General features: G+C 46.8%; 23 protein-coding genes and 1 riboswitch. Of the genes, 15 read left to right on the top strand and 8 right to left on the bottom strand.

Features of this window, described 5'->3' with window-relative positions; all coding sequences use genetic code 11:
- The 5 genes from AAH944_RS12585 to AAH944_RS12565 all read right to left on the bottom strand — a co-directional run bounded on the left by AAH944_RS12585 (nucleotide 1) and on the right by AAH944_RS12565 (nucleotide 4645).
- A complete protein-coding gene (locus AAH944_RS12585) occupies nucleotides 1–1272 on the bottom strand; it encodes a heme ABC transporter ATP-binding protein (protein WP_415535186.1) in 1272 nt (423 codons plus the stop codon).
- Nucleotides 1273–2322: a FecCD family ABC transporter permease gene (locus AAH944_RS12580; RefSeq protein WP_415535185.1), complete on the bottom strand. Its 1050-nt coding sequence runs from the start codon at nucleotides 2320–2322 to the stop codon at nucleotides 1273–1275.
- Nucleotides 2323–2336: 14 nt separating this feature from the next.
- Nucleotides 2337–3254: an ABC transporter substrate-binding protein gene (locus tag AAH944_RS12575; protein WP_415535184.1), complete on the bottom strand. Its 918-nt coding sequence runs from the start codon at nucleotides 3252–3254 to the stop codon at nucleotides 2337–2339.
- Between the two features lie 117 nt (nucleotides 3255–3371).
- A riboswitch (cobalamin riboswitch) is annotated at nucleotides 3372–3548 on the bottom strand.
- Between the two features lie 45 nt (nucleotides 3549–3593).
- The gene (locus AAH944_RS12570) at nucleotides 3594–3758 is read right to left on the bottom strand and encodes a hypothetical protein (RefSeq protein ID WP_019224769.1); all 165 of its coding nucleotides are present in this window, start codon (nucleotides 3756–3758) and stop codon (nucleotides 3594–3596) included.
- Between the two features lie 23 nt (nucleotides 3759–3781).
- Nucleotides 3782–4645 (bottom strand): SPFH domain-containing protein, encoded by an 864-nt coding sequence (locus AAH944_RS12565; RefSeq protein ID WP_368293218.1) that lies wholly within the window; start codon nucleotides 4643–4645, stop codon nucleotides 3782–3784.
- Between the two features lie 199 nt (nucleotides 4646–4844).
- Here AAH944_RS12565 and lonB point away from each other — a divergent pair, with 199 nt between their 5' ends.
- The 8 genes from lonB to AAH944_RS12525 all read left to right on the top strand — a co-directional run bounded on the left by lonB (nucleotide 4845) and on the right by AAH944_RS12525 (nucleotide 14663).
- A complete protein-coding gene (lonB, locus tag AAH944_RS12560; RefSeq protein ID WP_415535183.1) occupies nucleotides 4845–6590 on the top strand; it encodes an ATP-dependent protease LonB in 1746 nt (581 codons plus the stop codon).
- A 38-nt stretch (nucleotides 6591–6628) separates the two neighbouring features.
- Nucleotides 6629–9013, top strand: coding sequence for an endopeptidase La (gene lon / locus AAH944_RS12555; protein WP_415535182.1), 2385 nt, complete (start codon nucleotides 6629–6631; stop codon nucleotides 9011–9013).
- A 279-nt stretch (nucleotides 9014–9292) separates the two neighbouring features.
- Entirely contained in the window at nucleotides 9293–9904 is a 612-nt protein-coding gene (gene yihA, locus AAH944_RS12550) for a ribosome biogenesis GTP-binding protein YihA/YsxC (RefSeq protein WP_368293215.1), read from the top strand.
- Between the two features lie 159 nt (nucleotides 9905–10063).
- Complete coding sequence (locus tag AAH944_RS12545) at nucleotides 10064–11053, top strand: sodium:calcium antiporter (protein WP_368293214.1); 990 nt, start codon at nucleotides 10064–10066, stop codon at nucleotides 11051–11053.
- A gap of 117 nt (nucleotides 11054–11170) precedes the next feature.
- Nucleotides 11171–11767: a hypothetical protein gene (locus tag AAH944_RS12540; RefSeq protein WP_415535181.1), complete on the top strand. Its 597-nt coding sequence runs from the start codon at nucleotides 11171–11173 to the stop codon at nucleotides 11765–11767.
- 215 nt (nucleotides 11768–11982) lie between these two features.
- Nucleotides 11983–13512: an ArnT family glycosyltransferase gene (locus tag AAH944_RS12535; protein WP_415535180.1), complete on the top strand. Its 1530-nt coding sequence runs from the start codon at nucleotides 11983–11985 to the stop codon at nucleotides 13510–13512.
- 67 nt (nucleotides 13513–13579) lie between these two features.
- On the top strand, nucleotides 13580–14311 hold the full coding sequence (locus AAH944_RS12530; protein WP_415535179.1) for a glycosyltransferase: 732 nt from the start codon (nucleotides 13580–13582) through the stop codon (nucleotides 14309–14311).
- 4 nt (nucleotides 14312–14315) lie between these two features.
- Nucleotides 14316–14663, top strand: coding sequence for an EamA family transporter (locus AAH944_RS12525; protein WP_415535178.1), 348 nt, complete (start codon nucleotides 14316–14318; stop codon nucleotides 14661–14663).
- 128 nt (nucleotides 14664–14791) lie between these two features.
- Here the strand turns inward: AAH944_RS12525 and AAH944_RS12520 are convergent, their stop codons facing one another.
- Together AAH944_RS12520 and AAH944_RS12515 are read right to left on the bottom strand one after the other, a co-directional pair.
- Nucleotides 14792–16591 (bottom strand): ribonuclease J, encoded by a 1800-nt coding sequence (locus tag AAH944_RS12520; RefSeq protein WP_415535177.1) that lies wholly within the window; start codon nucleotides 16589–16591, stop codon nucleotides 14792–14794.
- A gap of 239 nt (nucleotides 16592–16830) precedes the next feature.
- Nucleotides 16831–16977 carry a hypothetical protein gene (locus tag AAH944_RS12515; RefSeq protein ID WP_415535176.1) on the bottom strand — a complete coding sequence of 49 codons (147 nt, stop codon included), beginning with the start codon at nucleotides 16975–16977 and terminating at the stop codon, nucleotides 16831–16833.
- Nucleotides 16978–16997: 20 nt separating this feature from the next.
- Between AAH944_RS12515 and AAH944_RS12510 the strand changes: the two genes are divergently transcribed.
- Genes AAH944_RS12510 through AAH944_RS12500 form a run of 3 tightly spaced genes read left to right on the top strand, consistent with a single transcriptional unit; the run spans nucleotide 16998 to nucleotide 21214 of the window.
- The gene (locus tag AAH944_RS12510; RefSeq protein ID WP_415535175.1) at nucleotides 16998–17195 is read left to right on the top strand and encodes a hypothetical protein; all 198 of its coding nucleotides are present in this window, start codon (nucleotides 16998–17000) and stop codon (nucleotides 17193–17195) included.
- The gene (locus tag AAH944_RS12505) at nucleotides 17192–19867 is read left to right on the top strand and encodes a valine--tRNA ligase (protein WP_415535174.1); all 2676 of its coding nucleotides are present in this window, start codon (nucleotides 17192–17194) and stop codon (nucleotides 19865–19867) included. The genes AAH944_RS12510 and AAH944_RS12505 overlap by 4 nt, the downstream gene beginning before the upstream one ends.
- 21 nt (nucleotides 19868–19888) lie before the next feature.
- Nucleotides 19889–21214, top strand: coding sequence for a bifunctional folylpolyglutamate synthase/dihydrofolate synthase (locus AAH944_RS12500; protein WP_415535173.1), 1326 nt, complete (start codon nucleotides 19889–19891; stop codon nucleotides 21212–21214).
- On the opposite strand, the gene AAH944_RS12495 is transcribed toward AAH944_RS12500, so the two are convergent.
- Nucleotides 21205–22104, bottom strand: coding sequence for a diguanylate cyclase (locus AAH944_RS12495; RefSeq protein ID WP_287895738.1), 900 nt, complete (start codon nucleotides 22102–22104; stop codon nucleotides 21205–21207). The genes AAH944_RS12500 and AAH944_RS12495 overlap by 10 nt on opposite strands.
- 173 nt (nucleotides 22105–22277) lie before the next feature.
- Here AAH944_RS12495 and AAH944_RS12490 point away from each other — a divergent pair, with 173 nt between their 5' ends.
- The 4 genes from AAH944_RS12490 to AAH944_RS12475 all read left to right on the top strand — a co-directional run bounded on the left by AAH944_RS12490 (nucleotide 22278) and on the right by AAH944_RS12475 (nucleotide 26400).
- Nucleotides 22278–22985 carry an SPOR domain-containing protein gene (locus tag AAH944_RS12490; RefSeq protein WP_287895740.1) on the top strand — a complete coding sequence of 236 codons (708 nt, stop codon included), beginning with the start codon at nucleotides 22278–22280 and terminating at the stop codon, nucleotides 22983–22985.
- A 130-nt stretch (nucleotides 22986–23115) separates the two neighbouring features.
- The gene (locus AAH944_RS12485) at nucleotides 23116–23748 is read left to right on the top strand and encodes a redox-sensing transcriptional repressor Rex (protein WP_287895742.1); all 633 of its coding nucleotides are present in this window, start codon (nucleotides 23116–23118) and stop codon (nucleotides 23746–23748) included.
- Between the two features lie 183 nt (nucleotides 23749–23931).
- On the top strand, nucleotides 23932–25533 hold the full coding sequence (cimA, locus tag AAH944_RS12480; RefSeq protein ID WP_287895743.1) for a citramalate synthase: 1602 nt from the start codon (nucleotides 23932–23934) through the stop codon (nucleotides 25531–25533).
- Nucleotides 25534–25797: 264 nt separating this feature from the next.
- The gene (locus AAH944_RS12475; protein ID WP_287895744.1) at nucleotides 25798–26400 is read left to right on the top strand and encodes a Maf family protein; all 603 of its coding nucleotides are present in this window, start codon (nucleotides 25798–25800) and stop codon (nucleotides 26398–26400) included.
- Nucleotides 26401–26416: the final 16 nt, after the last annotated feature.

Raw genomic sequence — 26416 nt, 5'->3', positions numbered from 1 at the left:
TCATTTTCCTCCGATCCTACCTAATAGTTCCCGGATACTGCCGAACTTCTCTGCGCCGTGCTGCATCATGCCGGCAAGAAGGCTGTTAGCTTTGCCACCGGTAAAATCTCCTGTGTAATCCCACTGTTCTGATTCAGTTTCCACAATCATTACCTTTTTGTTTTTAAGGTGTAAGGCCACGGAAACCTGTTCTAAATTGACGATGTTCCCGTACCCGAAAGGGACGGACAAAACAATGATCAGGTCTGCTTCATTTAGAAGCTCTTCGTTCATGTTAAAGGCTTCGGCGGAGATGGGGGCAAAAGGAGCTTCTTCGGAAACGGCAATGCCGAGCTCTTTGGCTTTTTTCCAGTCCGAATCTCCAATGTTCAGGACGCCGCAGCTCACCTGATAACCGGCCTGAACCAATTGTTCCATCAGATAGACACCGCTTCCGCCACCGCAGAGTAAATGGATACGTATATCCCTGGCAGCCTCACTCCGGTCCTTTTTTTTACTTAACGGAATAATATTAAAGCGTCCGGTGATTTCATTCGTAGTAATCGCAACTTCGATATGGTAGCTATCCCGGATCTTCTGGGCTGTCAACACTTCAACAGGACTGCCATAAGCCACAATTCTGCCTTTATCGAGAAGAATGATTTTATGGCTGAACTGGGCAGCAAGGTTAAGGTCGTGCAAAACAGTAATCACGGTCAGGCCTTTGGTTTTATTCAAACGATCCAGAAGCTCCAGTAATTCGTATTGGTGCTGGATATCTAAATGAGAGGTGGGTTCATCGAGCAGCAGCACTTTGGGTTCCTGAGTTAAGGCTCTCGCCACAATGACTCTTTGCCGCTCGCCTCCGCTTAGTTCGTTCACAGAACGGTCCCTCAGATGCCAAACGTTTGTCAGTTCCATCGCCCATTGAGCAATCTCCATATCCTTTTCAGAATCGCCCTCAAATCTCTTTTGATGGGGCATTCTGCCCATCAGTACCGTCTCCATGACAGAAAAAGCAAAATCCCCTCCGGTATCCTGGGGGACCACTGCGATCGTTTTGGCAAGATCTTTTTTCCTAATCTTAAAAATATCCTGATCATCGAGCAGGACAACTCCTTTTTGGGGAGTAATTTCTGCGGTAATATTTTTCAGCAGGGTAGATTTGCCGGACCCGTTGGGGCCGATGATGGACACAAAGCTGCCCTTGCTGATTTCCAGACTTAAGTCTTCCAGAATATTTTTACTGCCATAGGTGAATGTAAGGTTGCTGGCAATGATTGAAGAATCCACTTATATTACTCTCTCTTTCTTTTTCTTCAGCAGATAGATGAAGAAGGGTCCGCCAAAAAGCGCAGTGATGACACCAACAGGGATTTCCTGTGAACCCAGGCATGTCCTGGCAATCGTATCGGTAATCACCAAAAAGGTCCCACCCACCAGAAAGGAGAGTGGAAGCAGGACCCGGTGATCCGGACCAACCATAATCCTGACAATATGCGGAACGATCAGTCCGACAAAACCAATGGAGCCGCAGGATGCCACGGCTCCCGCTGTTGTCAGGGAGGTGGCCATCAGCAGAATGATTTGCAGTTTCCCAAGATTGATGCCAAGATGCTGGGCGGTACTGTCGCCGAATACCATCGCATTCATTTCCTTCGCTAAAGCGAATAAGACAATTACGCCAATAAGGATAAACGGCGCAGCAAGTTGGATATGCTCCCAGCTCTTGTTGGCAAAACTGCCCATGAGCCATAGATAAATTTTATCGATATCATCCGTATTCAAAACCATCAGGAAAGACATGACTGCTGACAGGAACGCACTGAGTGCGACCCCTGCCAGCAGCAGTGTCGTGACAACGACTTTTTTCCCGACTTTGGCTAGGGAGTAGACAATCCAGGTTGTCAGAAAAGCACCGATAAAACTGAAAACAGGAATTTCGATCATGCCCAGGAAACCGCCTGCGCCGGTGATGATGGCGACCGTCGCACCCAAACCTGCTCCGGAGGATACACCCATTACGTAAGGATCGGCCATCGGGTTTTTAAAAAAACCTTGCAGGGTGCCTCCGATGACGCCCAGAGCTCCGCCAACCAAAGCTGCCAGAATGACCCTCGGAACACGCAGAGACCAGATAATCGTTTGATGGACATGGGAATAGTCTTCAGCATGAAACCAGTGATTCAATAAAGGTACTTTGCTCATGATAATTCCGGCGCTCTCTTTAAACGAAATATCTGCTGAGCCGACCGTTGTGCAAAAAATGCCCACAGCAATCAAGAACAAGGTGAAGCAGATCAGCAGGTACTTCCAACTTTTCCGGTTGTTTAAAACATCCATGATTGATAGCACCGTTAACTTCCAAAAACTTCAGGATGAATAATCTTTGCGATTTGCTCCAGACCGTCGATGACTCTTGGGCCTGAGCGGCTGATCAGGTTGTCGTCGACAGCATATACCTTGTTGTCTTTCACCGCACTTAAGACTTCATAGCCGGTCCTGTTTTGGATATCTGCAGGGGTATGGGCATGAGTATTGATGATGTAATAATCCGGATCGGCTTGGAGCAGACTTTCCATGCTGTAATTATAAAATTTTTCAGTATTGCCGGCAGCAATATTGACGCCTCCGGCAACTTCGATAAGGTTATTGACAAAACTGGTTGAACCGGCCGACATTAGAGGATCGTCCCAAATTTCCACAAACACGGTCGGCTTGGCGACGTCTTTGAGTTTGGAGGTTATATTTGTCATTCTGGTTCTCATATCTGCAGCGACTTTCTTGGCTTCTGCTTCCTTACCGGTCAGAGAACCGGCCAATTCGATATTGCTGATAACCTGGTCGATCGTATCGGCATCGAGTACAACAACCGTCACCTTCAGCTCTTCAAGCTTCTTGATGACATCTTCCTGCACGCCGGCTGCAATAAAGACCATATCGGGCTCGGCGGCGACAATCGTTTCCAGATTCGGGTTCTTAAACCCGCCCATTTTTTCTTTAGTCAACGCTTGTTCGGGATAATCACAGTAATCGGTTACACCGATAATTTCCTGATCAAGGCCAATGGCAAAAAGTATTTCAGTAATAGCAGGGGCTAAAGAAATAATTTTCTGGGGGTAGGCGTCAAGGGTGATCTGTCTGCCCATCGTGTCTGTAAACGTTTTTCCCTTCAAGGCTTGCTCATTTTGCGCTGAGCAGCCTGTGGCCAGTCCAAGGGCCAGGGTAAGCACCAGGAGCAGAATCAGCAGTAGTGCAGTTGGTTTCTTCTTCATAATCATTTCTCCTTTGTTTCGATTCTTTTTAATAAACAAAATAAAAGTCTCTTATATTCTAAGAGACTTTCCCATTCTAAGTCGTTTAATCATTGAAGGAAGTGTTCTTACCATTACATCATCTTCCCAATCCTAGGCAGGTCTCCTGGCTTACGGGTCATTCTCCTCCCGGCCTTCCCAGATCATATCCAGTGGCATTCGGAATTCGTCTCCGCATACAGTGGTGGGTCCGCGCCGGTTTCCCGGTCTTCCCTATTCTCCTCATCTTGAGGCACCTGGGATTAATCATTCATTTCTCATTTCCCTACGCTAACAATATTGCATAGAAGAAACTTTTTGTCAATCTGAATTTTTTTTAGGAATCCTTCCGGCTTTTCGGACGCTTTCCCGCAGGAGATATTCAATGTGAGCGTTGACGCTCCGGAATTCGTCGGACGCCCATTCTTCAATAATGCTGAATAGCTTTGGATCGATACGCAGCGGAAAGTTCTTCTTGTCTGCCATTATCCTGCTCCTGCCGACGCTTTTTAATACAGGGTGCCGGTATTGAGTACTGGCTGAGCTGAACGGTCGGAGACAATTGCCACAAGTAGATTGTTGATCATTGCCATCTTGCGTTCGTCGTCAAGTTCAATTGTCCCGCTGTTTTCCAACTGCTGAATGGCCATCTGGGCCATTCCGACAGCACCTTCCACAATTTTCTGACGGGCGGCCAGGATTGCGTTGGCCTGTTGCCTCTGAAGCATGGCGCTCGCAATCTCGGTGGCATAGGCCAGGTGGGTCAGGCGGGCTTCAATTACTTCCACGCCGGCAAGTGTAAGGCGTTCCTGAAGTTCCTTCGCAATCTCTTCGGCTACTTCCTCGGTGTTGCCCCTTAAGGAAACGTCACCTTCTTCATAATTGTCATAAGGATATTTGGTTGCAACATGGCGCAATGCTGTCTCACTTTGGATTTCTACAAACTGTTCATAATTGTCAACATCAAATACAGCTTTAGCCGAGTCAACCACTTTGATGACGACAACCGCAGCAATTTCAATCGGATTACCGTCGACATCATTGACTTTCAAACGCTCACTGTTGAAGTTGCGGACTTTTAGGGAAATCTTCTTTGCGGCAACGAACGGAACCGTCATCCAGATGCCAGGTTCGCGAATGCTGCCGATATAGCTGCCGAAGAAGGTCAGTACTTTGGCTTGATTTGGCTGGACAATCTGGATGCCGGTTGAGACAATCAGTGCCAGAAGAAGCAGAATCACTGCCAGGACGATATTCGTGAATCCTGTTTCTTGGACTGAGGCGACAATATTAAATGTTGCAGCAGCCAAAAGGGCTAAAAAAATGAGAATGCCTAAGAACCCGTTAATTTTCCATACTTTTTTTTCGATCATAGTTTATCATCCTTTCTTGGAGAAAAATCCAGTCGATCGAACTGGACCAACCAACTGGATCAAACATTTAATTGATATGATAATGATATCACTTTAATATAATTAATGCAACTGGTTCCGCGGGTGACTTTGGCAATATGTTTTGAATCTTTCGATCTGGTAAATACTACATAGAGAGTCTTGAGCAGGAGGTACAGAAATGGAAGGTTTAGGGTTTGGGTCACTACTGGCGATGATTCAGCTGGCTTTTGTATTGGTTGTCGGAATTTATTTCTGGACGATGTTAAGGCAGCAGTACTCGACGAGATCTGCTGTGGAGAAGGAGTCCGTGAAACAAAAAGAAAAGCTGCAAAGAATGCGTAAAATATCTTTGACGATCCCGCTGTCGGAAAAGACCAGACCGGAAGTCTTTGCGGAGATCATTGGACAAAAAGAAGGCGTGAAAGCACTTCGGGCTGCTTTGTGCGGGCCGAATCCCCAGCATGTCCTGCTGTACGGGCCTCCGGGCGTTGGTAAAACAGCCGCAGCTAGGCTTGTCCTTCAAGAAGCTATGAAAAATTCGCTCTCACCGTTTAAAAGTGAGGCAAAATTTATTGAAGTTGACGGTACGACGGCTAGATTCGATGAGAGAGGGATCGCTGACCCGCTGATTGGTTCTGTCCATGATCCGATTTATCAGGGAGCTGGCGCCATGGGGATGGCGGGAATACCGCAGCCTAAGATGGGTGCAGTCACCAAAGCCCACGGTGGGATTCTTTTTATTGATGAAATTGGTGAACTTCACACTATCCAAATTAATAAACTGCTTAAAGTAATGGAGGACCGCAAGGTTATTTTGGAAAGCTCGTACTACAGCTCTGAGGACAGCAATGTCCCTGAGCACATCCACGATATTTTCCAAAACGGCTTGCCGGCAGATTTTAGAATGATCGGTGCGACGACCAGAAGACCGGAGGAAATACCGGCGGCAGTACGCTCACGCTGTATGGAAATTTTCTTCAGGGCGCTTCAGCCGGAAGAAATTGCAGTCATCGCCAAAAATGCTGCCGAAAAAATTGATATTGAGATCACAGACGGAGCATTGGAAGTTCTTAAAAAATATGCCACGAACGGCAGAGAAGCTGTCAATATCGTACAGCTGGCGGCCGGAGTCGTTCAAAATGAAGGCCATCGCTGTATCGATGAGGAGAATATCGAATGGGTGGTTACAACCGGACAATACACGCCAAGACCGGAGAAAAAAATTCCGCCTTTCCCCCAGATAGGATTGGTCAATGGCCTAGCAATCTACGGAGCAAACCTTGGCATGCTCCTGGAAATCGAGGTCACAGCCTACCCGGTAAGGAACCGTAAGGGAGAGCTCTATGTAACCGGAATTGTTGAAGAGGAAGAATCAGGTTATGAGGGTAAAAAAACGCGCCGGAAAAGTATGGCGCGCTCCTCGCTGGAAAATGTTCTGACCGTGCTTTGCCGGGAGCATAGGATTGAACCGCGTCATTACGATATCCATGTCAATTTCCCCGGGGGAGTTCCAATGGATGGTCCGTCTGCAGGGACAGCAATGGCGACCGCGGTGTATTCAGCAATTAAGAAATGCAAGGTAGACAATACCGTAGCTATGACCGGGGAGTTATCGATCCGGGGTAGAGTAAAACCGGTTGGCGGGATCAGTGCCAAAATTGAGGCAGCCGTCCAGTCAGGGTGTAAAAAAGTATTTATTCCGCAGGAAAACTGGCAGGCCAGGTTTGCTCACTGGGAAAAGGACATCCAGATCATTCCGGTGGAAACGCTCGATGAGATATTGAATGCAGTACTGCAACCTGTTCTGCCGATCACCGACATGGTCGAAGTGGATTTGTCGGAAAAGGAGGTGTCGCTGAATAAAGTGCTGAAAAGGATAAAAATTCCATCCGGCAATTTGCATGAACAAGGTAAACCGTGTTAAAATATAGCACTGGCAAGTCTTTTGAGGGGAGATAAATTATGCAAGAAAGAGAGATACCGATCCTTCCGCTTAGAGGAATCCTTGTCTTTCCCTATATGGTGATTCATCTTGATGTTGGCAGGGAAAGATCCATGGCAGCCATTGAGGAAGCAATGCTCTTGGATCGCCAGATTCTTCTACTATCGCAAAAGGAAATGGAAATAGACAGTCCGATGATTGATGATCTGTATACAGTTGGCACAATTGTCGATATTAAACAGCTTTTGAGACTTCCCGGCGGGACAATGCGCGTTCTCGTCGAGGGGATTTGCCGTGCCGAGGTCAAAGAATTTTTGGCGGAAGATCCTTTCTTTAAAGCGCAGGTAGAAAGATTCTCCGGTAATGAGCGTATGACCCCCGAATTGGAGAATATGACCAGAAGTCTGACCCACCAGTTTGAGGAATATGCGCGTCTCAGCAAAAAAGTATCCCCCGAAGCGATTGGATCGGTGCTTGCTGTAAAAGAGCCCGGTCGGATGGCTGATTTGGTGGCTTCCCATCTGAATTTAAAGATAGAGGATAAACAGGTGGTTCTTGGCGCGATTGATGTAAGCGAACGTCTGGAAAAGCTCACCGAACTGATCATGCGTGAAATCGAGATTCTCGAGCTGGAAAGACGCATTGGGCTCAGGGTCCGAAAACAGATGGAAAAGGCCCAGAAAGAATATTACCTGCGGGAGCAGATTAAAGCGATCCAGAAAGAACTGGGCGACAAGGATGAAAAACAGGCTGAAATTGAAGAATATAAAGAGAAGATCGAAAAGGCGAATCTGACGGATGAGGCCAAGGAAAAGGCCTTGAAAGAACTGGATCGCCTCGAAAAAATGGCTGCAGCTTCCGCTGAAGGAACCGTTGTCCGGACGTATATTGACTGGATCATCGCACTCCCCTGGAATAAGGCGAGCAGGGACAAAGGGGATATGCATAAGGCTGAAAAAATATTGGAAGAAGACCACTATGGTCTGGAGAAAGTCAAAGAGCGGATCCTGGAGTATCTTTCTATCCGTAAACTCACGCCAAATATGCGCAGCCCGATACTTTGCTTTATCGGACCGCCCGGAGTAGGTAAAACCTCACTCGCGAAATCCATTGCGAGGTCTCTGGACCGCAAGTTCGTCAGAATGTCCTTGGGCGGCGTTCGCGATGAGGCGGAGATCAGAGGTCACCGCCGGACGTATATCGGCGCATTACCCGGCAGGGTGATCCAGGGGATACGCAAGGCGGAAACGAAAAATCCGGTCTTCCTATTTGATGAAATTGATAAAATGTCTTCAGACTTTCGCGGGGATCCTGCTTCTGCCATGCTTGAAGTGCTTGATCCGGAGCAGAACCATTCCTATGCGGACCACTATCTGGAGGTTCCATTTGATCTTTCCAAAGTGCTGTTTATCATGACAGCCAACTATATCGAAAATATTCCGCGTCCGCTTCTGGACAGGATGGAAGTCATTCATTTAAGCGGCTATACCGAAGATGAAAAAGTCAATATTGCGGTTCGGCATCTCGTACCGAAACAGATGAAAGTGCATGGGTTGAAAGAGATTGTTGTCCGGCTGGATAGCGCCTGCGTCCTAAAGATTGTCCGGGGTTATACCAGGGAATCCGGAGTCAGGAATTTGGAACGCGAAATTGCTAATGTGTTGCGTAAAGTAGCGGTCCGTGTCGTGAAAAAGGAATGGGAGCCGAGGACGCTGACACCGGAAGATATTGAAACCCTGCTCGGAGCCCCCCGCTATTTTTACCGAACAGTGGGCTTCGAACCGGAGATCGGCGCTGCCGTCGGCCTGGCTTATACTGAAGTCGGAGGAGATGTACTGACCATTGAAGCTACGCCTCTGGCAGGCAAAGGAAGACTGACGCTGACTGGAAAACTTGGCGATGTGATGAAAGAATCGGCGCAGGCAGGATTGACATTTGTCCGTTCCCAGGCTGAGAGCTTGGGGATTAGCAAGGATTTTTACGATCAGCTTGATTTGCACATTCATGTGCCGGAGGGAGCTGTACCGAAGGACGGACCGTCCGCCGGCATCACGATGGCGACGGCAATGGCTTCGGCGCTTTCTTCCAGAGCTGTCCGCCAGGATGTTGCGATGACTGGAGAGATCACCCTACGCGGCAATGTGCTGCCGATTGGCGGACTGAAGGAAAAGGTGCTGGCCGCACACAGGGCGGGTATCAAAACGATTATTCTTCCCGAAAAAAACCTGAAGGACCTGGAAGAAATTCCGGAAGAGATCAGGAAAGAACTGGAATTCCGTTTTGTCAAACGAATGGAGGAAGTTCTGGATATAGCCCTTCTTCCGGTTTCTAAATCACAAGAATTCCTGCCGCAGCTGCCGGTCTATAACACGGATTTTACGCAGCCTGAAAGCAGGCCGTTGTAAGCAGCTCAAATAATCTGCTGCTAAACAGGTTTCAGTCTTATATACCGGCAGACGGGAGACAGAGGGGCGTTTTAGTATCTTGTTTCAGAGGAAACAAAGAAAACGTCCCTCTGTGTTTTCCTTTGTTTTCTAACTCCTTAGTCGGTCTCCCGATGTATTTGTCTCCCTTGGATTAATCCCGATTTTGGAGTACAATATTAGCTGTTGATGTTTAAGGACATCGTTGGGACATAACATAATTGGGATATTGTACTCACGATGTTCCGTTGAGGTGATAGTGTGATTTTTCGTAAAGCTGAATTTATGATTTCGGCAGTGAAGCCGCAGCAGTATCCTGAGGGAACAAGGCCGGAGCTGGCTGTCTCAGGCCGTTCCAATGTAGGAAAGTCTTCTTTGATCAATAAACTTGTCAATCGAAAGGCACTGGCCAAGGTCGGCAAAACGCCCGGCAAAACGCAGACGATCAATTTTTTTAATATTAATGATGAATGGTATCTTGTTGATTTACCGGGTTATGGCTATGCAAAAGTGCCTCAGGAGACCCGAATGCAGTGGGGGAAGATGATGCAGACGTACTTTCGTCTGCGTGAAAATTTGAAAGGCGTCATTCAACTGGTTGATATCCGCCATCAGCCGACCGAGGAAGACAGGCTGATGATCGAAATGCTTAAGGTCAACAACATACCTGTTCTGGTGGTAGCGACAAAAGCAGATAAGATTGCGAGGGGACAACGACCCAAATATCTCAAAATCATTGCGGAATCTTTCAAAATGTCGGACTGGAAGACGATTATTCCTTTTTCTTCAGAGGACGGTACCGGCCTTCAGGAATTGAATCAGGCCATGGATGATATTATTTTTCCCGATACGGAAGACAAGCCCGGAGAGTGATCCGGAAGAATAATTGATGAAGAAGAGCAATAGATTTTGAAGAGTAATGCAAAATAAAACATAGAATAATTTAAGAATTATATGGAAAATAATAACATTAATAGCTTTGAAGTAATAGTTTAAGAAAAATAGTTTATTGAGCTAAACGGGAGAGAAAAAATGATCGATATAATTTTTTTGGTTGTCAGTCTGGGTATTATTCTTCTCGGTGCAGAAGTGTTTACAAACGGAATAGAGTGGCTTGGCAGGAAGCTCAATCTGGGTGAAGGGGCTGTTGGCAGTATCTTTGCCGCGGTAGGAACCGCTTTGCCTGAAACATTGATTCCAATTCTCGCGATTCTAACTTCCAGTGGTGCAAGCGGGCACGACATTGGAATAGGGGCAATTTTAGGAGCGCCGTTTATGCTTGGAACACTTGCTTTTTTCGTCACAGGGATTGCTGTGCTGATTTTCCGAAGAACAAACAGACCGATGTATATTCATCCGGAAGTCATTGAGCGGGATCTAAAGTTCTTTCTGATTGTCTATTTACTCGCAATCGTTGCTTCTTTTTTACCGACACACTCTTTGAAAATGCTGATCGTGATTGTTCTTGTGGGGGCTTATTGTGCCTATGTTTACCGGACAATTAAATCAAGCCATGGTGAAGCGAATTTAGAAGAGGAACTTCCTGTGTGCTACTTTTCCCGCAGGGGGGAGCCTAGACTGATTGTCATATTTGTTCAGATCATAGCTGCGCTTGCAATTATCATTGCAGGCGCGGAGCTGTTCATTAATTCTGTTCAGGCTGTATCGACGGCTGCCGGAGTCCCTGTGTTCATCCTGGCAATTATCATTACGCCGATTGCAACTGAACTGCCGGAGAAATTTAACAGTGTTCTCTGGGTGCGTCGTGGTAAGGACACATTGGCCATGGGAAATATCACCGGAGCAATGGTCTTCCAGAGCTCGGTCATTCCGGCAATTGGCATTTCGCTGACCTCCTGGGTTCTGGAACCGCTGGCCCTGGTCAGTGCGCTGCTTGCCCTAGCCTCCGCATCCCTTCAGTATTTCATCATCGTCAAAACAAAAACCCTCTATCCTGCAATCCTGATGATTGGCGGGGTATTCTATGCGGTCTTCTTATTCCTTTCCCTAAGAGCGATTTAATTCCGAGCGGAAGATATCACAGAAAAAAATAGACAAATGTTCCCAAAACTATGAATAAAGGTTATCCCGGTTTTAATATATTATAATAGGATAATATATGAAACCGGGTGATTTTTTATGGGAACAAGCATTCTAAAAGGCATTACCATAGGTCTGCTCGTCACGGTTCTGACCCTCCTGGCTGTACTGGTCACAACGCTGACTGGAATTGATGAAAAGATCATCGCCTATCTTGTGGATTTTGGTCTTTTGCTGAGTTGCCTGGTAGCCGGTTTTCGAGCCAGCAGAGACTCCGGCCGGCTGCTTCCTGCAGGACTGGCTGCCGGGGGATATGCTGTGGTTGGCATACTGCTTTTGGCTCTTTATTTTCCGATTGAAAGCCTTGGCGCCGTCAAAATCATTTCCGAGGGAATAGGTCTTGGATTGCTGGCAGGGGTACTCGGTACAGGTTTTCTTGGTTCCGAGCCTGTCTCTTATGAACGGCTAAACAGTATATCGCATCCAAACAGTCTGCGGCCATCTAAATGGCCGTTAGAGGAAGACCGGAAATCCACAACTGAGATTCGGAGAAATTCCAGTTGGTACGGTGAAGACCCGAATGCGGAAAGGGCCCGGATCTACGAACTGTGCAGCAAAAAACCGGAACTCACGGAGGAAGAAGAAGCTTTCAACTGGTGGGAAGTCGAAACCAAGAGGCAGCTTCGGCGACGGTAACTATACAATCTAAAAGCGTTGACTTCATTTAAGCTTCTTTTCCACTTGCATTGTTTCAGGGTGAACGAGCAAGAGGGAAGAGGTTTTTTCTTCATTGAAAGAAGTTTTAGTATAGGTAATCCATATACAGGAAAAGCTAAGCCGAATGATGAGTGCCGCGGCGGACAGAGTAAGAAATGAAAGCAATTGGATAGCTGAAAACAGGGGTGCCGATGATGACGAAAAGAGAAAAAACTATCCTATTTTTCTTATTGACTTTTATTCTTCTGCTCAGGCTCTATCACATGAATGTCGGTCCTGTTGAAATTGAGGAGAGCTGGCGGCAGGCTGACACAGCATCAATCGCCAGGAATTTTGCGGGTTATGACTTTCATCCGTTTCATCCCAATTTGAATTACGACGGGACGTTTCCAAATATTCCGGCATTGGAAATTCAAGTTACGACTTATCTGATCGCGATCCTGTACAAAGTATTCGGCTATCATTATTTTCTGGCAAGGGCTGTTCCGATTGCTTTTTTTTTGATCTCAGCCCTATATCTGTATCTGCTGGCACGCCTGTATCTGGGGTGGAACGGAGCAGCTTACAGTCTTCTGATTTATGGAATCCTTCCGATTAATCTGTATTATTCCCGGGCGATTATGCCGGAGTCCGCAGCCCTGATGTTCTGGATCGGAGGATTTTACTATTTTAACCGATGGATTATCAAGCAAAACAATAGCAGGGGTTGTCAAAGAAACAATCACAGGAATCATAGGAATAACGGCAATCATAGGAATGATGATGTAAATGATCGCGATTATGGCGATCTACGAAGCAAATACGGTTTGCTTATTTTGAGCTCGTTTTTTTTAGCTTTGGCAATCATGACCAAACCGCCTGTGATTTTTATTGGAATCCCCATGATGTATCTCTGTTTTAAGTATTATGGGCGGAAATGGCTGAAAATGCGTGTTTTTTGGATATACGGCTTCATTACGGCAGCACTTCCAGCCTGCTATTACTATTTCAGTACTGCCGCTGCGGAGTATAAATTTACACTGGGCATTACCCGTAATATTATTTTTAAGCAGGCGATTACCGCCTTTTACAGTCCGGAAGCACTTTACTTTTTCACGGTAAATTTGCCGAGGGCCCTTGGCATAAGCGGGCTGCTTCTTTGCCTTGCAGGGATATTTTTTCTGCAGGAAAAGCAAAAAGTATTTCTGGTTTGGTTTATCGCTATGATTTTGGAGGCAATCTTGATTGTAAGCGAGATCCGGGCATTTTATTACCTGATATTTTTGATGGTGCCGTGCTGTTTGCTGGCCGGTAATCTTTTGGCCAGGGCGGCTTCGGGTCCAGTGGGAAAAATTGCAGGAGTGGTATTGGTGCTGCTCCTAATGAAGGAAAGTTATGATCTGGTCAAACCGATGTTCACCATCAATACGGTGATGGCGCAACAAGTAAATGTAGTAAAGCAGCTGACGGATCAGGACGATCTCCTTGTGGTCGGTTCTCTGGATCCGTGTATGCTGGACTTAACGGACAGAAGGGGCTGGCGGTACAATCTTAGGCTGTATGCTGCAACACCCAAAGATCCGACTCAGGAACTGGACGATTATATTGCAAGAGGAGCCAAATATTTTGTGCCAATTCAGGGGAAAATATATGGGGATCTGGATGAGAGGCTGTTGAGCTATATCGAAGGAGAATATCCGAAGATCGAGGTCGTACAGGGTTACCCGATTTATGTACTAAAGTGAGCGGTGACAGCTTATCCGCAAACTTGCGTTTATCTTTTGGAAATACTGCCTGGAGGAGGTGAGTGATATGAAGGTCCTGATTGGCTTGCCCGCCTATAATGAAGCAGCCGGGATTATTCATTTATTCAACAGCATTGCATCCTACCGAGAGGTCAGCCGGTATAATATTCAGGTCCTGCTGGTGGATGACGGCAGCAGCGACAATACTGCAAAAATTGTAAGCACTTACGCCCAGGATCATGGTTATGTAACACTGGTCAGGCACCACGGAAACAAGGGCCTCGGAGAAGCCGTCAAAACAATTTTGCGTTATGCACTGGAAAACCTGAAGGATGACGATGTCCTGGTTACCATGGATGCCGACAATACCCACAGCCCTTTGCTGATTGAGAGCATGATTGAAACGCTGAATAGTCGGGATCTTGACTTGGTTGTGGCCTCCAGATTTACTTCGGGAGGATATGAAATTGGGCTGAAAGTCTTGCGAAAGTTATTCAGCCGGGGTGCCAGGTATTTCTTCAAATTGTTTTTCCGCATCAGAAACCTTAATGATTACTCATCTGGTTACAGGGCATACCGGGTGAGAATAATCAGAAAGGCACAGGAACGCTGGAAAGAACTGATTACAACCAACGGATTTGACTGCATGGCTGAGATCGCTGCTAAATTCAGTAGGATGGGGGTTAAAGCCGGGGAGGTACCGCTTATTCTTCATTATCAACAGAAAGAAGGGGCCAGCAAAATGCAGGTGTCAAAGACAATTAGAGGTTACTTTGCGCTGCTGGCTAAGGTGAGATAAACGAATGATTTATTTGCTGGCCTTGATTTCCATTGCACTGGGATCGACCGGGCAGTTCGTTCTTAAGCTGGCGGCAGGGGAACTTCGGCCGGACAGCGGAATCTGGAATCTTGTTTATTCGATGATCAGCCTGAAGATGGTCTTTGCTGTAAGCTGTTTTGTTTTCAGCATGTTGATGTGGATATTTGTCCTGAGAAAGCTGGAGCTCAGTATTGCTTATCCGATGGTCAGTCTGGGCTATATCCTGGTGATGCTGCTTTCCTTTTTCTTTCTTCAGGAACAGGTTTCAGCCGCCAAGGTCGGCGGGACTTTATTGATTGTGGCAGGGGTCATCGTACTAAACATGAAGTAATGTCCTGCTTTAAGAATTTCTGACAAAAAGATTACCTGAGTCCGTTCAACGGACTCAGGTAATCTTTTTATTGTCTGATGTGTTAAATCTATTGTTTTCTAAAATTTTTAATATTTTTAAAAGGAATATCATGTCGGGGCTTGAATCTTAGGCTTCATTGTTCTTTTCGGACGCGCTTTTACGGCCATTTCCTTGTAGTTGGGCGGTTTGCTGGTTGCTTCTCTGGCAGCAGTGTCTTTCTTGTTTGCGTCCTTGATTGCTTCGCTGTTTACTTCCTGAATGATGACCAGAATCATTGGACGTCTGCCGGTTCTCTGATAGAGGTGTTTTCCGACAATATCTTTGACCTTGTTTTTGATTGGCGCCCATTGGTTGATACCCTTTTGCTGGCATTCCTGCATAGCCTCTCGGATCAGGCACCTGACTTCGCTGATAATTTCTTCCGACTCCCGCACATAAATAAATCCGCGGGTCACGACATCAGGTCCTGCAACCAACGCACCAGTCGGACGGCTGACAGTCAGAACAGCAATCAATATCCCGTCCTGCGACAACTGCTTACGGTCACGCAGTACAATATTGCCGACATCACCGATCCCGAAACCATCGATCAAAACTCTGCCTGCCGGAATACTTTCGGCCATTTTAGCGCCCTCGTCCGTAAATTCCAGAACACTGCCGTTTTCGGCAATAAAAATATTTTCTTTAGGGATACCGACCTGCTGCGCGAGTTCAGCGTGCTTGACAAGCATACGGTACTCACCATGCACAGGAAGGAAGTATTTCGGTTTCACCATGCTGAACATTAGTTTAAGTTCTTCTTCGCTGGCATGTCCCGAAACGTGCATTCCTGAAATCTGCTCATAGATGACATGCGCACCGAGTTTGAGCAGTTGGTCGATATTACGGGAAATGGCTTTCTCGTTGCCGGGAATCGCGCTGGCCGAAATAATGACCGTGTCGTTCTCACTGATTGAGATCTGGCGGTGATCGCCGCTGGCTATTCTGCTTAAGGCCGACATCGGTTCCCCCTGGCTGCCTGTAGTCAGGATGCAGAGCTGGTTGCTGGGATAATCCATTGCCTTGTCTACCTCAATCAGGGTTCCCTCCGGCATATCAAGATAACCCAGATCCATCGCAATATTAATGACATTGACCATGCTTCGTCCGATTGCGGCAACTTTGCGTTGGCATTTGACCGCAGCGGAGATCGCCTGCTGCAGCCTATTAATATTTGAAGCAAAACTAGCAAAGATAATTCGTCCTTCGGCATGGAAAAAGGCTTCATCAATATTTTGGCCGACAGACCGTTCGGACATGGTAAAGCCGGGACGGTCGACATTTGTGCTGTCGGACATCAGGCACAGAACGCCGTGTTCCCCTAATTCGGTAAATTTGTGTATATCCAGGACATCGCCGCTGACAGGTGTATGGTCGAGCTTAAAGTCCCCGGTATGGACAATGGTACCAATCGGTGTATGGATTGCCAGGCCGACAGAGCCCGGGATACTGTGGCTGATGTTGATGAATTCAACCCGGAAAGCGCCGAGTCGGACTGTATCATTCGGATGAATGACGTTGAGTGTCGCTTTTGTAATATTTGCTTCCTTCAGCTTGGACTGAATCAAGCCAATTGTAAGGCGTGTCCCATAAACAGGGACATTAAGATCCTTCAATAGATAAGGGAGAGCCCCAATATGATCTTCATGGCCATGGGTAATGAGTATCCCTGCAACCATTGCCTGGTTTTCAATCAAATACGTATAGTCCGGAATCACGATGTCAATACCTAAGAGGTCTTCATTCGGAAATGTCAGACCGGCATCAACCAAGATAATTTTATTATTATACCGGATGACGGTCATGTTCTTGCCGATTTCCCCGAGACCTCCGAGGGGAATAATTTGCAGTTTGTTCTCTTTTGTCAAAAACTTTTACCTCCATATTTTATGTTGTGTCAAACAAGCAGAAAACAAGCCAAAATACGGTTAAACCCAAACGCCCCGGTGTTTAAGCATATTTCAGTAATTTTTTATTAGCCGTTCTGAGGCACATTAATTATTATTATATCACGTATTTGTGTTTTTAAACAAATATTGCCTGGAAAACCTTTCAGATAATACGATTTTGAATGGGATCCTTTCGCTTAAAACCTTTTGACTTTTTTTTACTGCCTCAGTATAATAAAGAAAACTTCGCTGGCGCCAAGTCTTTGGCGGTCGCTTCTTGCCATCCTTGGCATCGCGGCATTAAGCCATCCGTGGCTGTCGGCAGCATTAGCTGCACTTAGATGTAACAGAAAGTAAGTATTCATTCTGACACACTAAAGAAAACTTGGCTGCCACCAAACCTTTTGTTGTTGGCGGCAGTATAGAATTTAGAGTGGAATTGGCAGAGGGGCTGAAAGATTTCCCGATTCATTGCCGGCTGGAACTGTACAATCGTATACTATTCCGGTATGAAGTATGTTATGTGAGTCTTTCGTCCTTTGGGCCGGAAGATTTTTTTGGTTCGAAAGGAGCCTTTTTATGAGTGAGGATCAACAGATGGCCAAAATATATGATCCTGGCCAGGTAGAGGAAAAATGGTATCAGTATTGGGAACAGAACGGATTTTTTACGCCAAAAGTTGAACCGGAGCAGAACCCTTTCAGCATTGTGATGCCGCCGCCGAACGTAACCGGGTCTTTGCATCTCGGACACGCGATGGATAACACGCTGCAGGATATTCTGGCCCGTTATAAAAGAATGCAGGGATATAATACGTTATGGCTTCCCGGGACAGACCACGCGGGTATTGCCACCCAGGCCAAAGTTGAGGAACAGCTGGCCAAAGAAGGAACGAACAGACACGAACTTGGAAGAGAAAAATTTCTGGAAAGAGTCTGGGCCTGGAAGGAACAGTATGGCGGTACAATTACCCGTCAGCTGCGCAAACTAGGTGCTTCCTGTGATTGGTCACGGGAACGGTTTACCATGGACGAAGGATGTTCCAAGGCTGTAAGAGAAGTCTTTGTCAACCTGTATAACAAAGGCCTGATTTATAGAGGGAACTATATTGTTAACTGGTGCTCCAAGTGCCATACGACCATTTCGGATATTGAAGTCGAGCATAATGAACGGGAAGGAAACCTGTGGCATATCCGTTATCCGGCAGCGGATGGCGGGGAAGGCGTTGTTGTGGCGACGACCCGTCCGGAAACGATGCTCGGAGACGTGGCGGTTGCCGTCCACCCTGAGGATGAACGGTACCGGCATCTTGCAGGAAAGAATGTGATCCTTCCTTTAGTGAAAAGAGAGATTCCGGTGATTACCGATGAATATGTCGAGAAGGAATTTGGCACCGGCGCGGTCAAAATTACGCCTGCGCATGACCCAAATGACTTTGAGATGGGGCTCCGCCATCATCTGGAGCAGATTAATATCATGAACAGCGATGCCACCATCAACGAAAATGGCGGCAAATACCAGGGACTGGATCGTTACGAAGCACGCCGCCGGATTGTCAAAGATCTGGAAGAGCTTGGCCTTTTGGTTAAGATAGAACCGCATATGCATGCAGTGGGGGAGTGTTACCGCTGTTCCACAGTGGTTGAGCCCCGGGTCAGCAGGCAGTGGTTTGTGAAAATGAAGCCTTTAGCTGAACCGGCAATCAAAGTCGTGCAGGATGGCGATCTGCAGTTTGTGCCCGATCGTTTTGCCAGGATCTATACAGGCTGGCTGGAAAATATCCGGGATTGGTGTATATCGCGGCAGCTCTGGTGGGGTCATCGTATTCCGGTCTGGTATTGTCAGGATTGCGGAGCTGAAGTTTGCGTGAAAGAGGATCCGGCGGCATGTCCGAAATGCGGAAGCCATCACCTGCAGCAGGATCCCGATGTTCTGGATACGTGGTTTTCTTCAGCGCTCTGGCCGTTCTCAACCATGGGATGGCCCGAGAATACCGCTGAACTGAAACAGTTTTATCCGACGAGTGTTCTGGTTACCGGCAGGGATATTATTTTCTTCTGGGTAGCCCGGATGATTTTTATGGGACTGGAATTCCGGGAAGATGTTCCGTTCCACAAGGTGATGATTCACGGGTTGATTCTTGACCCGCAGGGGCGCAAGATGAGCAAATCACTTGGCAACGGTGTCGATCCGATCGAAGTCATTAATCAATATGGCGCGGACACCCTGAGGTTTATGCTGATCACCGGCAACACACCGGGTAATGATCTGAGATTCCATTTTGAAAAATTAGAGTCCACCAGAAACTTTCTGAATAAAATCTGGAATGCCTCCCGTTTTGTGCTGATGAATCTGGAGGACTACCAATCGGAAGCTAAGGAACAGCCTGCCGGACCGTACGCTGCTGAGTTTACCCTGGCAGACAAATGGATCCTGTCACGCTATGAAGATACGGTTCAGAATGTCACAGCTGCTTTAGAGCGCTTTGACCTTGGGGAAGCCGGCAGACTGCTCTATGAATTTATCTGGAATGAATATTGTGACTGGTACATTGAGCTGACCAAAAAACGGCTCTATGCGAAAGAAAACCAATCTGAACGCCAGACCGCCCAGCGCATTCTCTTTGAAGTACTGGAAGGTACAATGAGACTGCTTCACCCGTTTATGCCGTTCTTAACTGAGGAGATCTGGCAGCATCTGCCCATCAAAGGAAAGACGATTATGCTCAGCTCCTGGCCGCAGGTTGAAGGATATCGCAACGAGCAGGTTGAAAAGGATATGAATGTCCTGATGGATATTATCCGGGCAGTGCGCAATATCCGGGCAGAAATGGGTGTCGTTCCGGGCCGCAGGGCAGATATCTTGCTTATTGCTCCCGAAAAAGAGATGCTGGCTGTACTGCAAAATGGTCTTGAGGATATCCGGCAGCTTGCAGTTGCAGAAAACATTACAATTTTACAGCAGATGGAGAATAAGCCGCCGCAGTCCGCCAGTGCGGTTCTTACTGGGGTTGCTGTTTATGTACCGCTGAAGGGGCTGCTTGATTTGGACAAAGAAGTTGCCAAGGTCCGCAAGGAAATCGAAAATATGATCAAGGAACAGAAACGGCTGGAAGACAAGCTTGGGAACCCAGGGTTTACCTCGAAAGCGCCGGAAGAGGTCGTTCAAAAGGAAAGAGAGAAACTGGATGATATCATGGCCAGAATGCGTTCTCTGAAACTGAGATTATCCGATTTAAGCGAAGAGCTTGAATAAATCTGTAAAGGATTGAGGATAATGACGGAATACGAAGAGACACTGGAATATATTAAGAACCTGACGAAGTTCGGTATTAACCTCGGACTGGAACGGATCAAGGCTTTGCTGGATCGTCTGGATCACCCGGAAAAGAAATTGAAAGTGATTCATATCGGCGGCACCAACGGGAAGGGATCGACGACGGCAATGCTTCAGTCGATTATGAAGCAGGCTGGTTATCGCGCGGGAATGTTTACATCCCCCCACCTTCATAATTTCCGAGAAAGAATCACGATAAACGGAGAGATGATCTCACCGGAAGATGTGGTTTCAGGGATCAATAAGCTAAAACCCCATCTGGAGGAAATGGAGCGTCTCGGGATTGAACATCCGACCGAATTTGAAGTTTGTACGGCGCTGGCCCTGTGTTATTTTGCTGAAAAACAACCCGATCTGGTCCTTCTGGAGGTCGGTCTCGGCGGTGAAATTGATTCCACCAACGTCGTTACCCCTTTAATATCTGTGCTGACCAGTATTGGCATGGATCATATGGATTATCTTGGAGATACGCTTCAAGCAATTACTGGGGTCAAGGCCGGCATTATTAAGGATGGCGTTCCAGTGGTCACTTCCTCGGACAAGCCGGAAGTTCTGAAGGTCATCGAGGACCGGGCTGCCCAAAAAGGATCCAGGATGATTGAGGTAGGCCGCGATGTACATTGGCGGCACCCGGGCGATGCTTCGCAGCGTTTTGGCTATGAAGGCTTGTACTGGTCTTATCCGGATCTGGAGCTCGCGCTTCTTGGGGAACACCAGTTTACCAATGCAGCGGCTGCACTAGCTGTCTGTGAAGTATTGGTTGGAACGTATTCCCTGAATATATCTGAAAGTGCCGTCAGGGAAGGTCTCAAAGCAGTCCGCTGGCCGGGCAGACTGGAACTCTTGCTGCAGAGCCCGAGAGTTCTTCTGGACGGGGCACATAATGCCGATGGGATGATGTCTCTGGCTAAGGCGCTGCAGCAGTACGCCGGCGGACCTTTGAAAAGAAACAGGCTGTTGCTTTGTCTTGGCATGCTCAGGGACAAAGAAATAGAAAAAGCCGTTGAGATTATCGCACCGCTGGCCGATGAAATCATCGTGACCAAGCCGGATTCCCCAAGGGCTGGTGACTGGGAGTATGTAGCCAGAATCGCGGAGAAGTATCTAGTGCAGGAAAACGTATCGACGGTTGAAGATCCTGCGGGAGCAGTAAGAAAAGGGCTTGAAAAAATGAAGCCGGGTGATCTGCTTTGTGTCACCGGCTCCTTGTACATGATCTCCGGGGTAAGAAAATTTTTACTGGATCATTATACGCATCAGGAATAATCCCACTCCACGCAATTTCTGCCGTGTTTTTTGGCTTGGTACAAGCAGGCATCGGCTTTTTCCAATATGCTGTGGCAGCATTCGTAATTGGCCGGTATCATACTGTATCCGCCCACACTGACGGTCAGAGCAGCGTGGCTGCCGGCGGGATTGTTGAACAGTTGGGATATACTGACATGGTAACGTATTTTTTCGGCGATTTCACTTCCGGCAGCCGCATCCGTATCCGGAAGAATCACGACAAATTCCTCTCCGCCATACCTGGCCAGAAATTCGTGAGGTTCATTCAAGCATGAGCGGATGATCTGGGCAACTTTAACAAGCGCTTCATCGCCTTTGGAGTGCCCATGCTGATCGTTGAATTTCTTAAAGAAATCAACATCAATCATGATCAGCGAAAGCGGACGCTTGTTGGTGGCTGCAAAGCCAAATTCGGCAGTAAGTTTTTCTTCAAAAAATCGCCGGTTTGGGATCTCGGTAAGACCATCCAGGTGAGACATTCTCTCCAGGAGTTTTTGCTGATGAATGAACCGTAAAGTGTTCTTGACCCGGGCCTGAATAATTGTTGGCTTAAAAGGTTTGGTGATATAATCTACAGCACCCAAATTAAGCCCTTTTTCTTCATCTTCAATGGAGTCAAGGCTTGTCAGGAAAATAACGGGGATGTTCCTGGTCCGTTCATCGTATTTTAGCTGTTTGAGAACTTCATAACCATCCATTTCCGGCATCACGATATCCAGCAGGATCAGGTCAGGAGAGTACCTTCTTAGCAATTCCAGGGCTTGTCTGCCGTTTCTGGCAGAGATAAACTGATATTCGGCTAAAGTTTTTTTAAGAAAAATAAGATTAAAGTCCTGATCATCCACTGCAAGAATCAAATATTCTTCCATACCGGCATATCCTTCCTTATTGGGATACTTATTTTTCCAGAAAATATTATAACATATTATGGAACTAAAATTTATTTTATTTTCAAAATATTTAAGCGCTGATCATATACCATGTACTAATTATTGCCGCTCCTTCATATGATCGGAATAGAATGATTTGAAGGAGTTGCCTGATGGGAAAAAAATTTAGATCAGGTGTTTTGATTTCAATCATAATGGTAATACTAGGATTATCCGCTGTCGGCTGGTTTGTATGGTATACTGGAAAGATGTTTGTCGGGCTTGTTTCCGCAGAGACCGCCGTTACCTCAGAAAACCCGTCAGAAACAAACAGTGAGATTCTCAACTTGCCGGAAATCAAACTTTGGACCTGTCAAATCGGTGTTTATAAGGATAAAGAAAATGCCGAAGCATTGCTGCAGAATTTGCATAACAAGGGTTGGCAGGCCGTGATCATCAGTAAGGAGCCTTATCAGGTTGCGGTGGGTGCCTTTGGCGCCGATGAAGAGGCGTTTTTTTGTTACCAGGGCTTATTGGAAAACGGTATTGATTCATGGGTCAGGGAAGTGACGTATCCTGCTTTGCACTATAAGGTCAGCGGCAGTGAAACGGAAACGGTTCTGGAAATCCTCGAGCTGGCGAATTCATTATGTGCAGGTCTTGGACAAGACAATGGTCAAACTGATGCCGCAGAGAAAATTCAGGATGTTAAAGACAGCGATTATCCGGAAGATTTCAGGCATTTGCAGGATAATTTGAGCGCCCTTAATGCTTCCCTGGATGGTCAGGGGAATCTTCAATATAAGTATAATCAGCAGCTTCTTCAAGTCTTTGCTGAGTATAAATGGGTTACTTACAAGTATTTTGAACAGAATCCCTGATTATTTTGGGTAGGGTCAAAAAACACGATTAAACAGTAATATCTTGCATTTCCTTCGGTTTAATTGCATTTTCTTTAGGTAGTGATATAATTAACTTATCTTTGAAGTAGACGAAATGGGGGATTTGGATTTGAAAACCTTGAAAATTCCTGAAGCAACGATTATACGGCTTTCCGTATATTCTCGTTATTTGACAGAGATAGACCGCAAAGGAATCATAACGATTTCTTCAGGTGATATTGCTGAAGGAGTAGGCGTAAGTCCTGCTCAGGTTCGTAAAGACCTTGCTTATTTTGGGGAGTTTGGGATTCGCGGAGTAGGTTACAATGTTAAAGACTTGCATAAAAATATTCTTCGGATCATGGGTCTGAGCAATGAGTGGAGCGTTTGCCTCGTAGGATTGGGCAACCTCGGACTCGCCCTGAGTACGTATAAGGGTTTTAAAGAACGCGGATTTTCGATCATTAATATTTTTGACAATGATCCCCAAAAAACTGGGATGAAGATTAACGATATCGAAGTATTACCGATTGAAACGATGGAAGAAGTCGTCGCCCAAAACCAGATCCAGATCGGGGCAATAACTGTCCCGGCATCTGCAGCCCAGGAAATTGCCGATAAACTTGTTAAAGGCGGAGTCCAGGCCATTTTGAATTTTGCACCTGTCGTTTTAAATGTTCCTCCCACTGTAGAACTCAGAAATGTGGATTTGTCTGTAAACCTTGAAGTGCTGACATTCAATCTGGGCGGAAAAATGGCTTAGAACCTAGAATCGATCATTTGTACATGAAGGAAGGTATTCCAGATACGCTAACGCTGGATGCCTTCTTTTTCTATTCTGAAATGGATTAAGGCTTTATTAATTTTGTATTTAAAGGTAAAATGAATTATTAAACATTTTTAAGCAATTTTTAAGATGCACAGAGAGCTTTTGGGAGGGAAGAGAATGGCAGACAAGCGTATTTCAATTTACGACACGACGCTGAGGGACGGAGCTCAGGGAGAAGGCGTTCACTTCTCAGCCAAAGATAAACTTTTCTATATGCAGAAAATGATTGAAGCCGGCATCGACTATGTGGAAGCCGGCTGGCCGGGTGCGAATCCCAAAGATGATGAGTTTTACCGTGCGATGGCCTCCTGGGCGGATTCTGCCGAAAGTCAGGACTGGCGTTTCCGGACGAGGGTCGTTGCATTCGGCAGCACCTGCAGGGTCGGCGAATCTCCGGAAAAAAGTGATTCATTGAACGGACTGATTGCTTCCGGAGCGAATACCCTGACGATCTTTGGGAAGACATGGAAACTTCATGTTGAAACGGTCTTAAGAACAAACCCGCAGGAAAACTTAAGAATCATCAGAGAATCTGTTGAATATCTTGTGAAAGCCGGCAAGGAAGTCTTCTTTGATGCAGAACACTATTTTGACGGTTGGCAGGACGACCCTGCGTTTGCGTTAAGCTGTCTGGAAGCCGCCATGCTTGGCGGAGCGAAAGGACTTGTCCTCTGCGACACGAATGGCGGTACCTATACCAGGGAGATCACGAACGGGGTGCAAGTTGTCAGGCAGGAGCTTTCCCCTGCCGTACTCGGTATTCATACTCACAATGATGGAGGGCTGGCTGTCGTAAATACGTTGGCGGCTGTTGAGGCAGGAGTGGATCAGATCCAGGGAACCTGGAACGGCTTCGGGGAACGCTGCGGCAATGCGAATTTAAGCACGCTGATACCCTGGCTGCAGCTGAAATTAGGTTATCAACTGCTTGAACCTGATGTTCTGCACAATATTTCTTATTTAAGCAGGTATGTGGCGGAACTCGCCAATTATCCGTTTGATGAGAAACAGCCGTTTGTGGGCAGAAGCGCTTTTGCTCATAAAGCGGGTATGCATGTCGACGCGGTCATGAAGAATAACAAAACCTTTGAGCACATTGACCCTGCTTCGGTCGGGAATGAACGCCGGGTTCTGATCTCCGATCAATCCGGAAAAGCAAATTTGTGCTTGAAAATGCGCCGGTTCAAACCTGAGATTGAAAAAGATGATCCGCTCGTGGAACTGGCGATGGAAAGAATTAAGAATGCCGAAAACGAAGGATTCCAGTATGAGACGGCAGAGGGAAGCCTGGATCTGCTATTACTGGAGATCCTCGGCAAATACGAACAGCCGTTTACACTCGAAGACTATCACGTTTGGAGTGATCCGCTGCGCGGTGAGCTCGACTCTGTAGCGGTTGTGAAAGTGCAGGTCGGAGACAAGCAGGTTCATATTGCAGCCGAGGGAGACGGGCCGGTTCATGCACTTGACCAAGCTCTCAGAAGCACTTTGGGTGCCTTTTTCCCGGCTATTGAAGAGAGTGAGCTGACGGACTATAAAGTTAGGGTTCTTGACGGTTCCCGGGGCACAGGTTCAGTTGTCCGGGTTGTGGTTGAAACAAAGCATGGCGTCAATACCTGGGGAACGATCGGGGTATCCAGCAATATTATTAAGGCCAGCGCCAAAGCGCTGCTCGATGCGCTCTATCTGGTTATCTTGAGCTCTCAGGGCAAGGCATAGACTTTTGCATTTTTGTCGCAAAAGTGCCAATACACGCTAGACTTGTCAAAAAAAGGGAATAGTGCTAGACTAATAGAAGACTTAACAGCCGGGGGACGATGACCCTGGCTTGTTAAATATTTACTTCATTCATGCTCCGTTCACAGCGGAACGGTGGCCCATAGACTGATCATAAGTTCGGGCAGGAGGGCTTCGTAAGTATTAATTGTTTATAGCGATGTAGATGATTTTGAAGGAATAGAAAGATGCTTAGGATGTGACAGAATGATGTTGATTTTGGCTTCGGCTTCGCCGCGGAGGCGTGAGCTTCTGGAGGAATGGGGATATGACTTCAGACTTGTCAGTGCTCCGGTCGACGAAGTTCTTCCACCGGATGTTTGGCCTGAGACAGGCGTACAGGATCTTGCCAGACGCAAGGCACTTTCCGGATTTGAAGCGTGGCTTGATTTAAGCGGTTCGGCCGATGATTTGGTTTTAGGCGCCGATACCCTTGTGGTGCTGGACCATATTGTGCTCGGAAAGCCTGCTGACGAGGAGGAAGCGGAACGAATGCTTCTTAACTTAAGCGGAAAAACACACCGGGTGATGACCGCAATTGCGTTAGCCGCAATGGACAAGGTTCGGCAGATCAGCGTAGAGACTGCTGTTGAGATTACAACTGTGTCTTTTCGGGAGCTGAAGGTTCAGGAAATCAAGGATTATATTATGACAGGGGAACCGATGGATAAAGCCGCCGCTTACGGGATTCAGGGCGGAGCTGGCGGGTTTGTGACAGCAGTCAGTGGTTCCTGGTCGAATGTGGTTGGACTGCCGATGGAGCTTCTGGTGCGAAAGCTTGAGGATAAGGGGATTTCCCCTAAAAAATAAAAGGTACCTTAAAATA

Origin of the sequence: Dehalobacter sp. CP, assembly GCF_047652685.1 — a bacterium.
Classification (GTDB): Bacteria; Bacillota; Desulfitobacteriia; order Desulfitobacteriales; family Syntrophobotulaceae; genus Dehalobacter.
This window is presented reverse-complemented; position numbering and strand designations above follow the sequence as displayed.

Bases quoted from the DNA above. Each gene is read 5' to 3' on its own strand.
- AAH944_RS12570 (WP_019224769.1), bottom strand. From the start codon at position 3,758: ATGGCAGACAAGAAGAACTTTCCGCTGCGTATCGATCCAAAGCTATTC.
- AAH944_RS12500 (WP_415535173.1), top strand. From the start codon at position 19,889: ATGACGGAATACGAAGAGACACTGGAATATATTAAGAACCTGACGAAG.
- AAH944_RS12565 (WP_368293218.1), bottom strand. From the start codon at position 4,645: ATGATCGAAAAAAAAGTATGGAAAATTAACGGGTTCTTAGGCATTCTC.
- cimA (WP_287895743.1), top strand. From the start codon at position 23,932: ATGGCAGACAAGCGTATTTCAATTTACGACACGACGCTGAGGGACGGA.
- AAH944_RS12575 (WP_415535184.1), bottom strand. From the start codon at position 3,254: ATGAAGAAGAAACCAACTGCACTACTGCTGATTCTGCTCCTGGTGCTT.
- AAH944_RS12515 (WP_415535176.1), bottom strand. From the start codon at position 16,977: ATGAATACTTACTTTCTGTTACATCTAAGTGCAGCTAATGCTGCCGAC.
- AAH944_RS12580 (WP_415535185.1), bottom strand. From the start codon at position 2,322: ATGGATGTTTTAAACAACCGGAAAAGTTGGAAGTACCTGCTGATCTGC.
- AAH944_RS12495 (WP_287895738.1), bottom strand. From the start codon at position 22,104: ATGGAAGAATATTTGATTCTTGCAGTGGATGATCAGGACTTTAATCTT.
- AAH944_RS12545 (WP_368293214.1), top strand. From the start codon at position 10,064: ATGATCGATATAATTTTTTTGGTTGTCAGTCTGGGTATTATTCTTCTC.
- AAH944_RS12490 (WP_287895740.1), top strand. From the start codon at position 22,278: ATGGGAAAAAAATTTAGATCAGGTGTTTTGATTTCAATCATAATGGTA.
- lon (WP_415535182.1), top strand. From the start codon at position 6,629: ATGCAAGAAAGAGAGATACCGATCCTTCCGCTTAGAGGAATCCTTGTC.
- AAH944_RS12525 (WP_415535178.1), top strand. From the start codon at position 14,316: ATGATTTATTTGCTGGCCTTGATTTCCATTGCACTGGGATCGACCGGG.
- AAH944_RS12535 (WP_415535180.1), top strand. From the start codon at position 11,983: ATGACGAAAAGAGAAAAAACTATCCTATTTTTCTTATTGACTTTTATT.
- AAH944_RS12540 (WP_415535181.1), top strand. From the start codon at position 11,171: ATGGGAACAAGCATTCTAAAAGGCATTACCATAGGTCTGCTCGTCACG.
- lonB (WP_415535183.1), top strand. From the start codon at position 4,845: ATGGAAGGTTTAGGGTTTGGGTCACTACTGGCGATGATTCAGCTGGCT.
- AAH944_RS12530 (WP_415535179.1), top strand. From the start codon at position 13,580: ATGAAGGTCCTGATTGGCTTGCCCGCCTATAATGAAGCAGCCGGGATT.
- AAH944_RS12505 (WP_415535174.1), top strand. From the start codon at position 17,192: ATGAGTGAGGATCAACAGATGGCCAAAATATATGATCCTGGCCAGGTA.
- AAH944_RS12475 (WP_287895744.1), top strand. From the start codon at position 25,798: ATGATGTTGATTTTGGCTTCGGCTTCGCCGCGGAGGCGTGAGCTTCTG.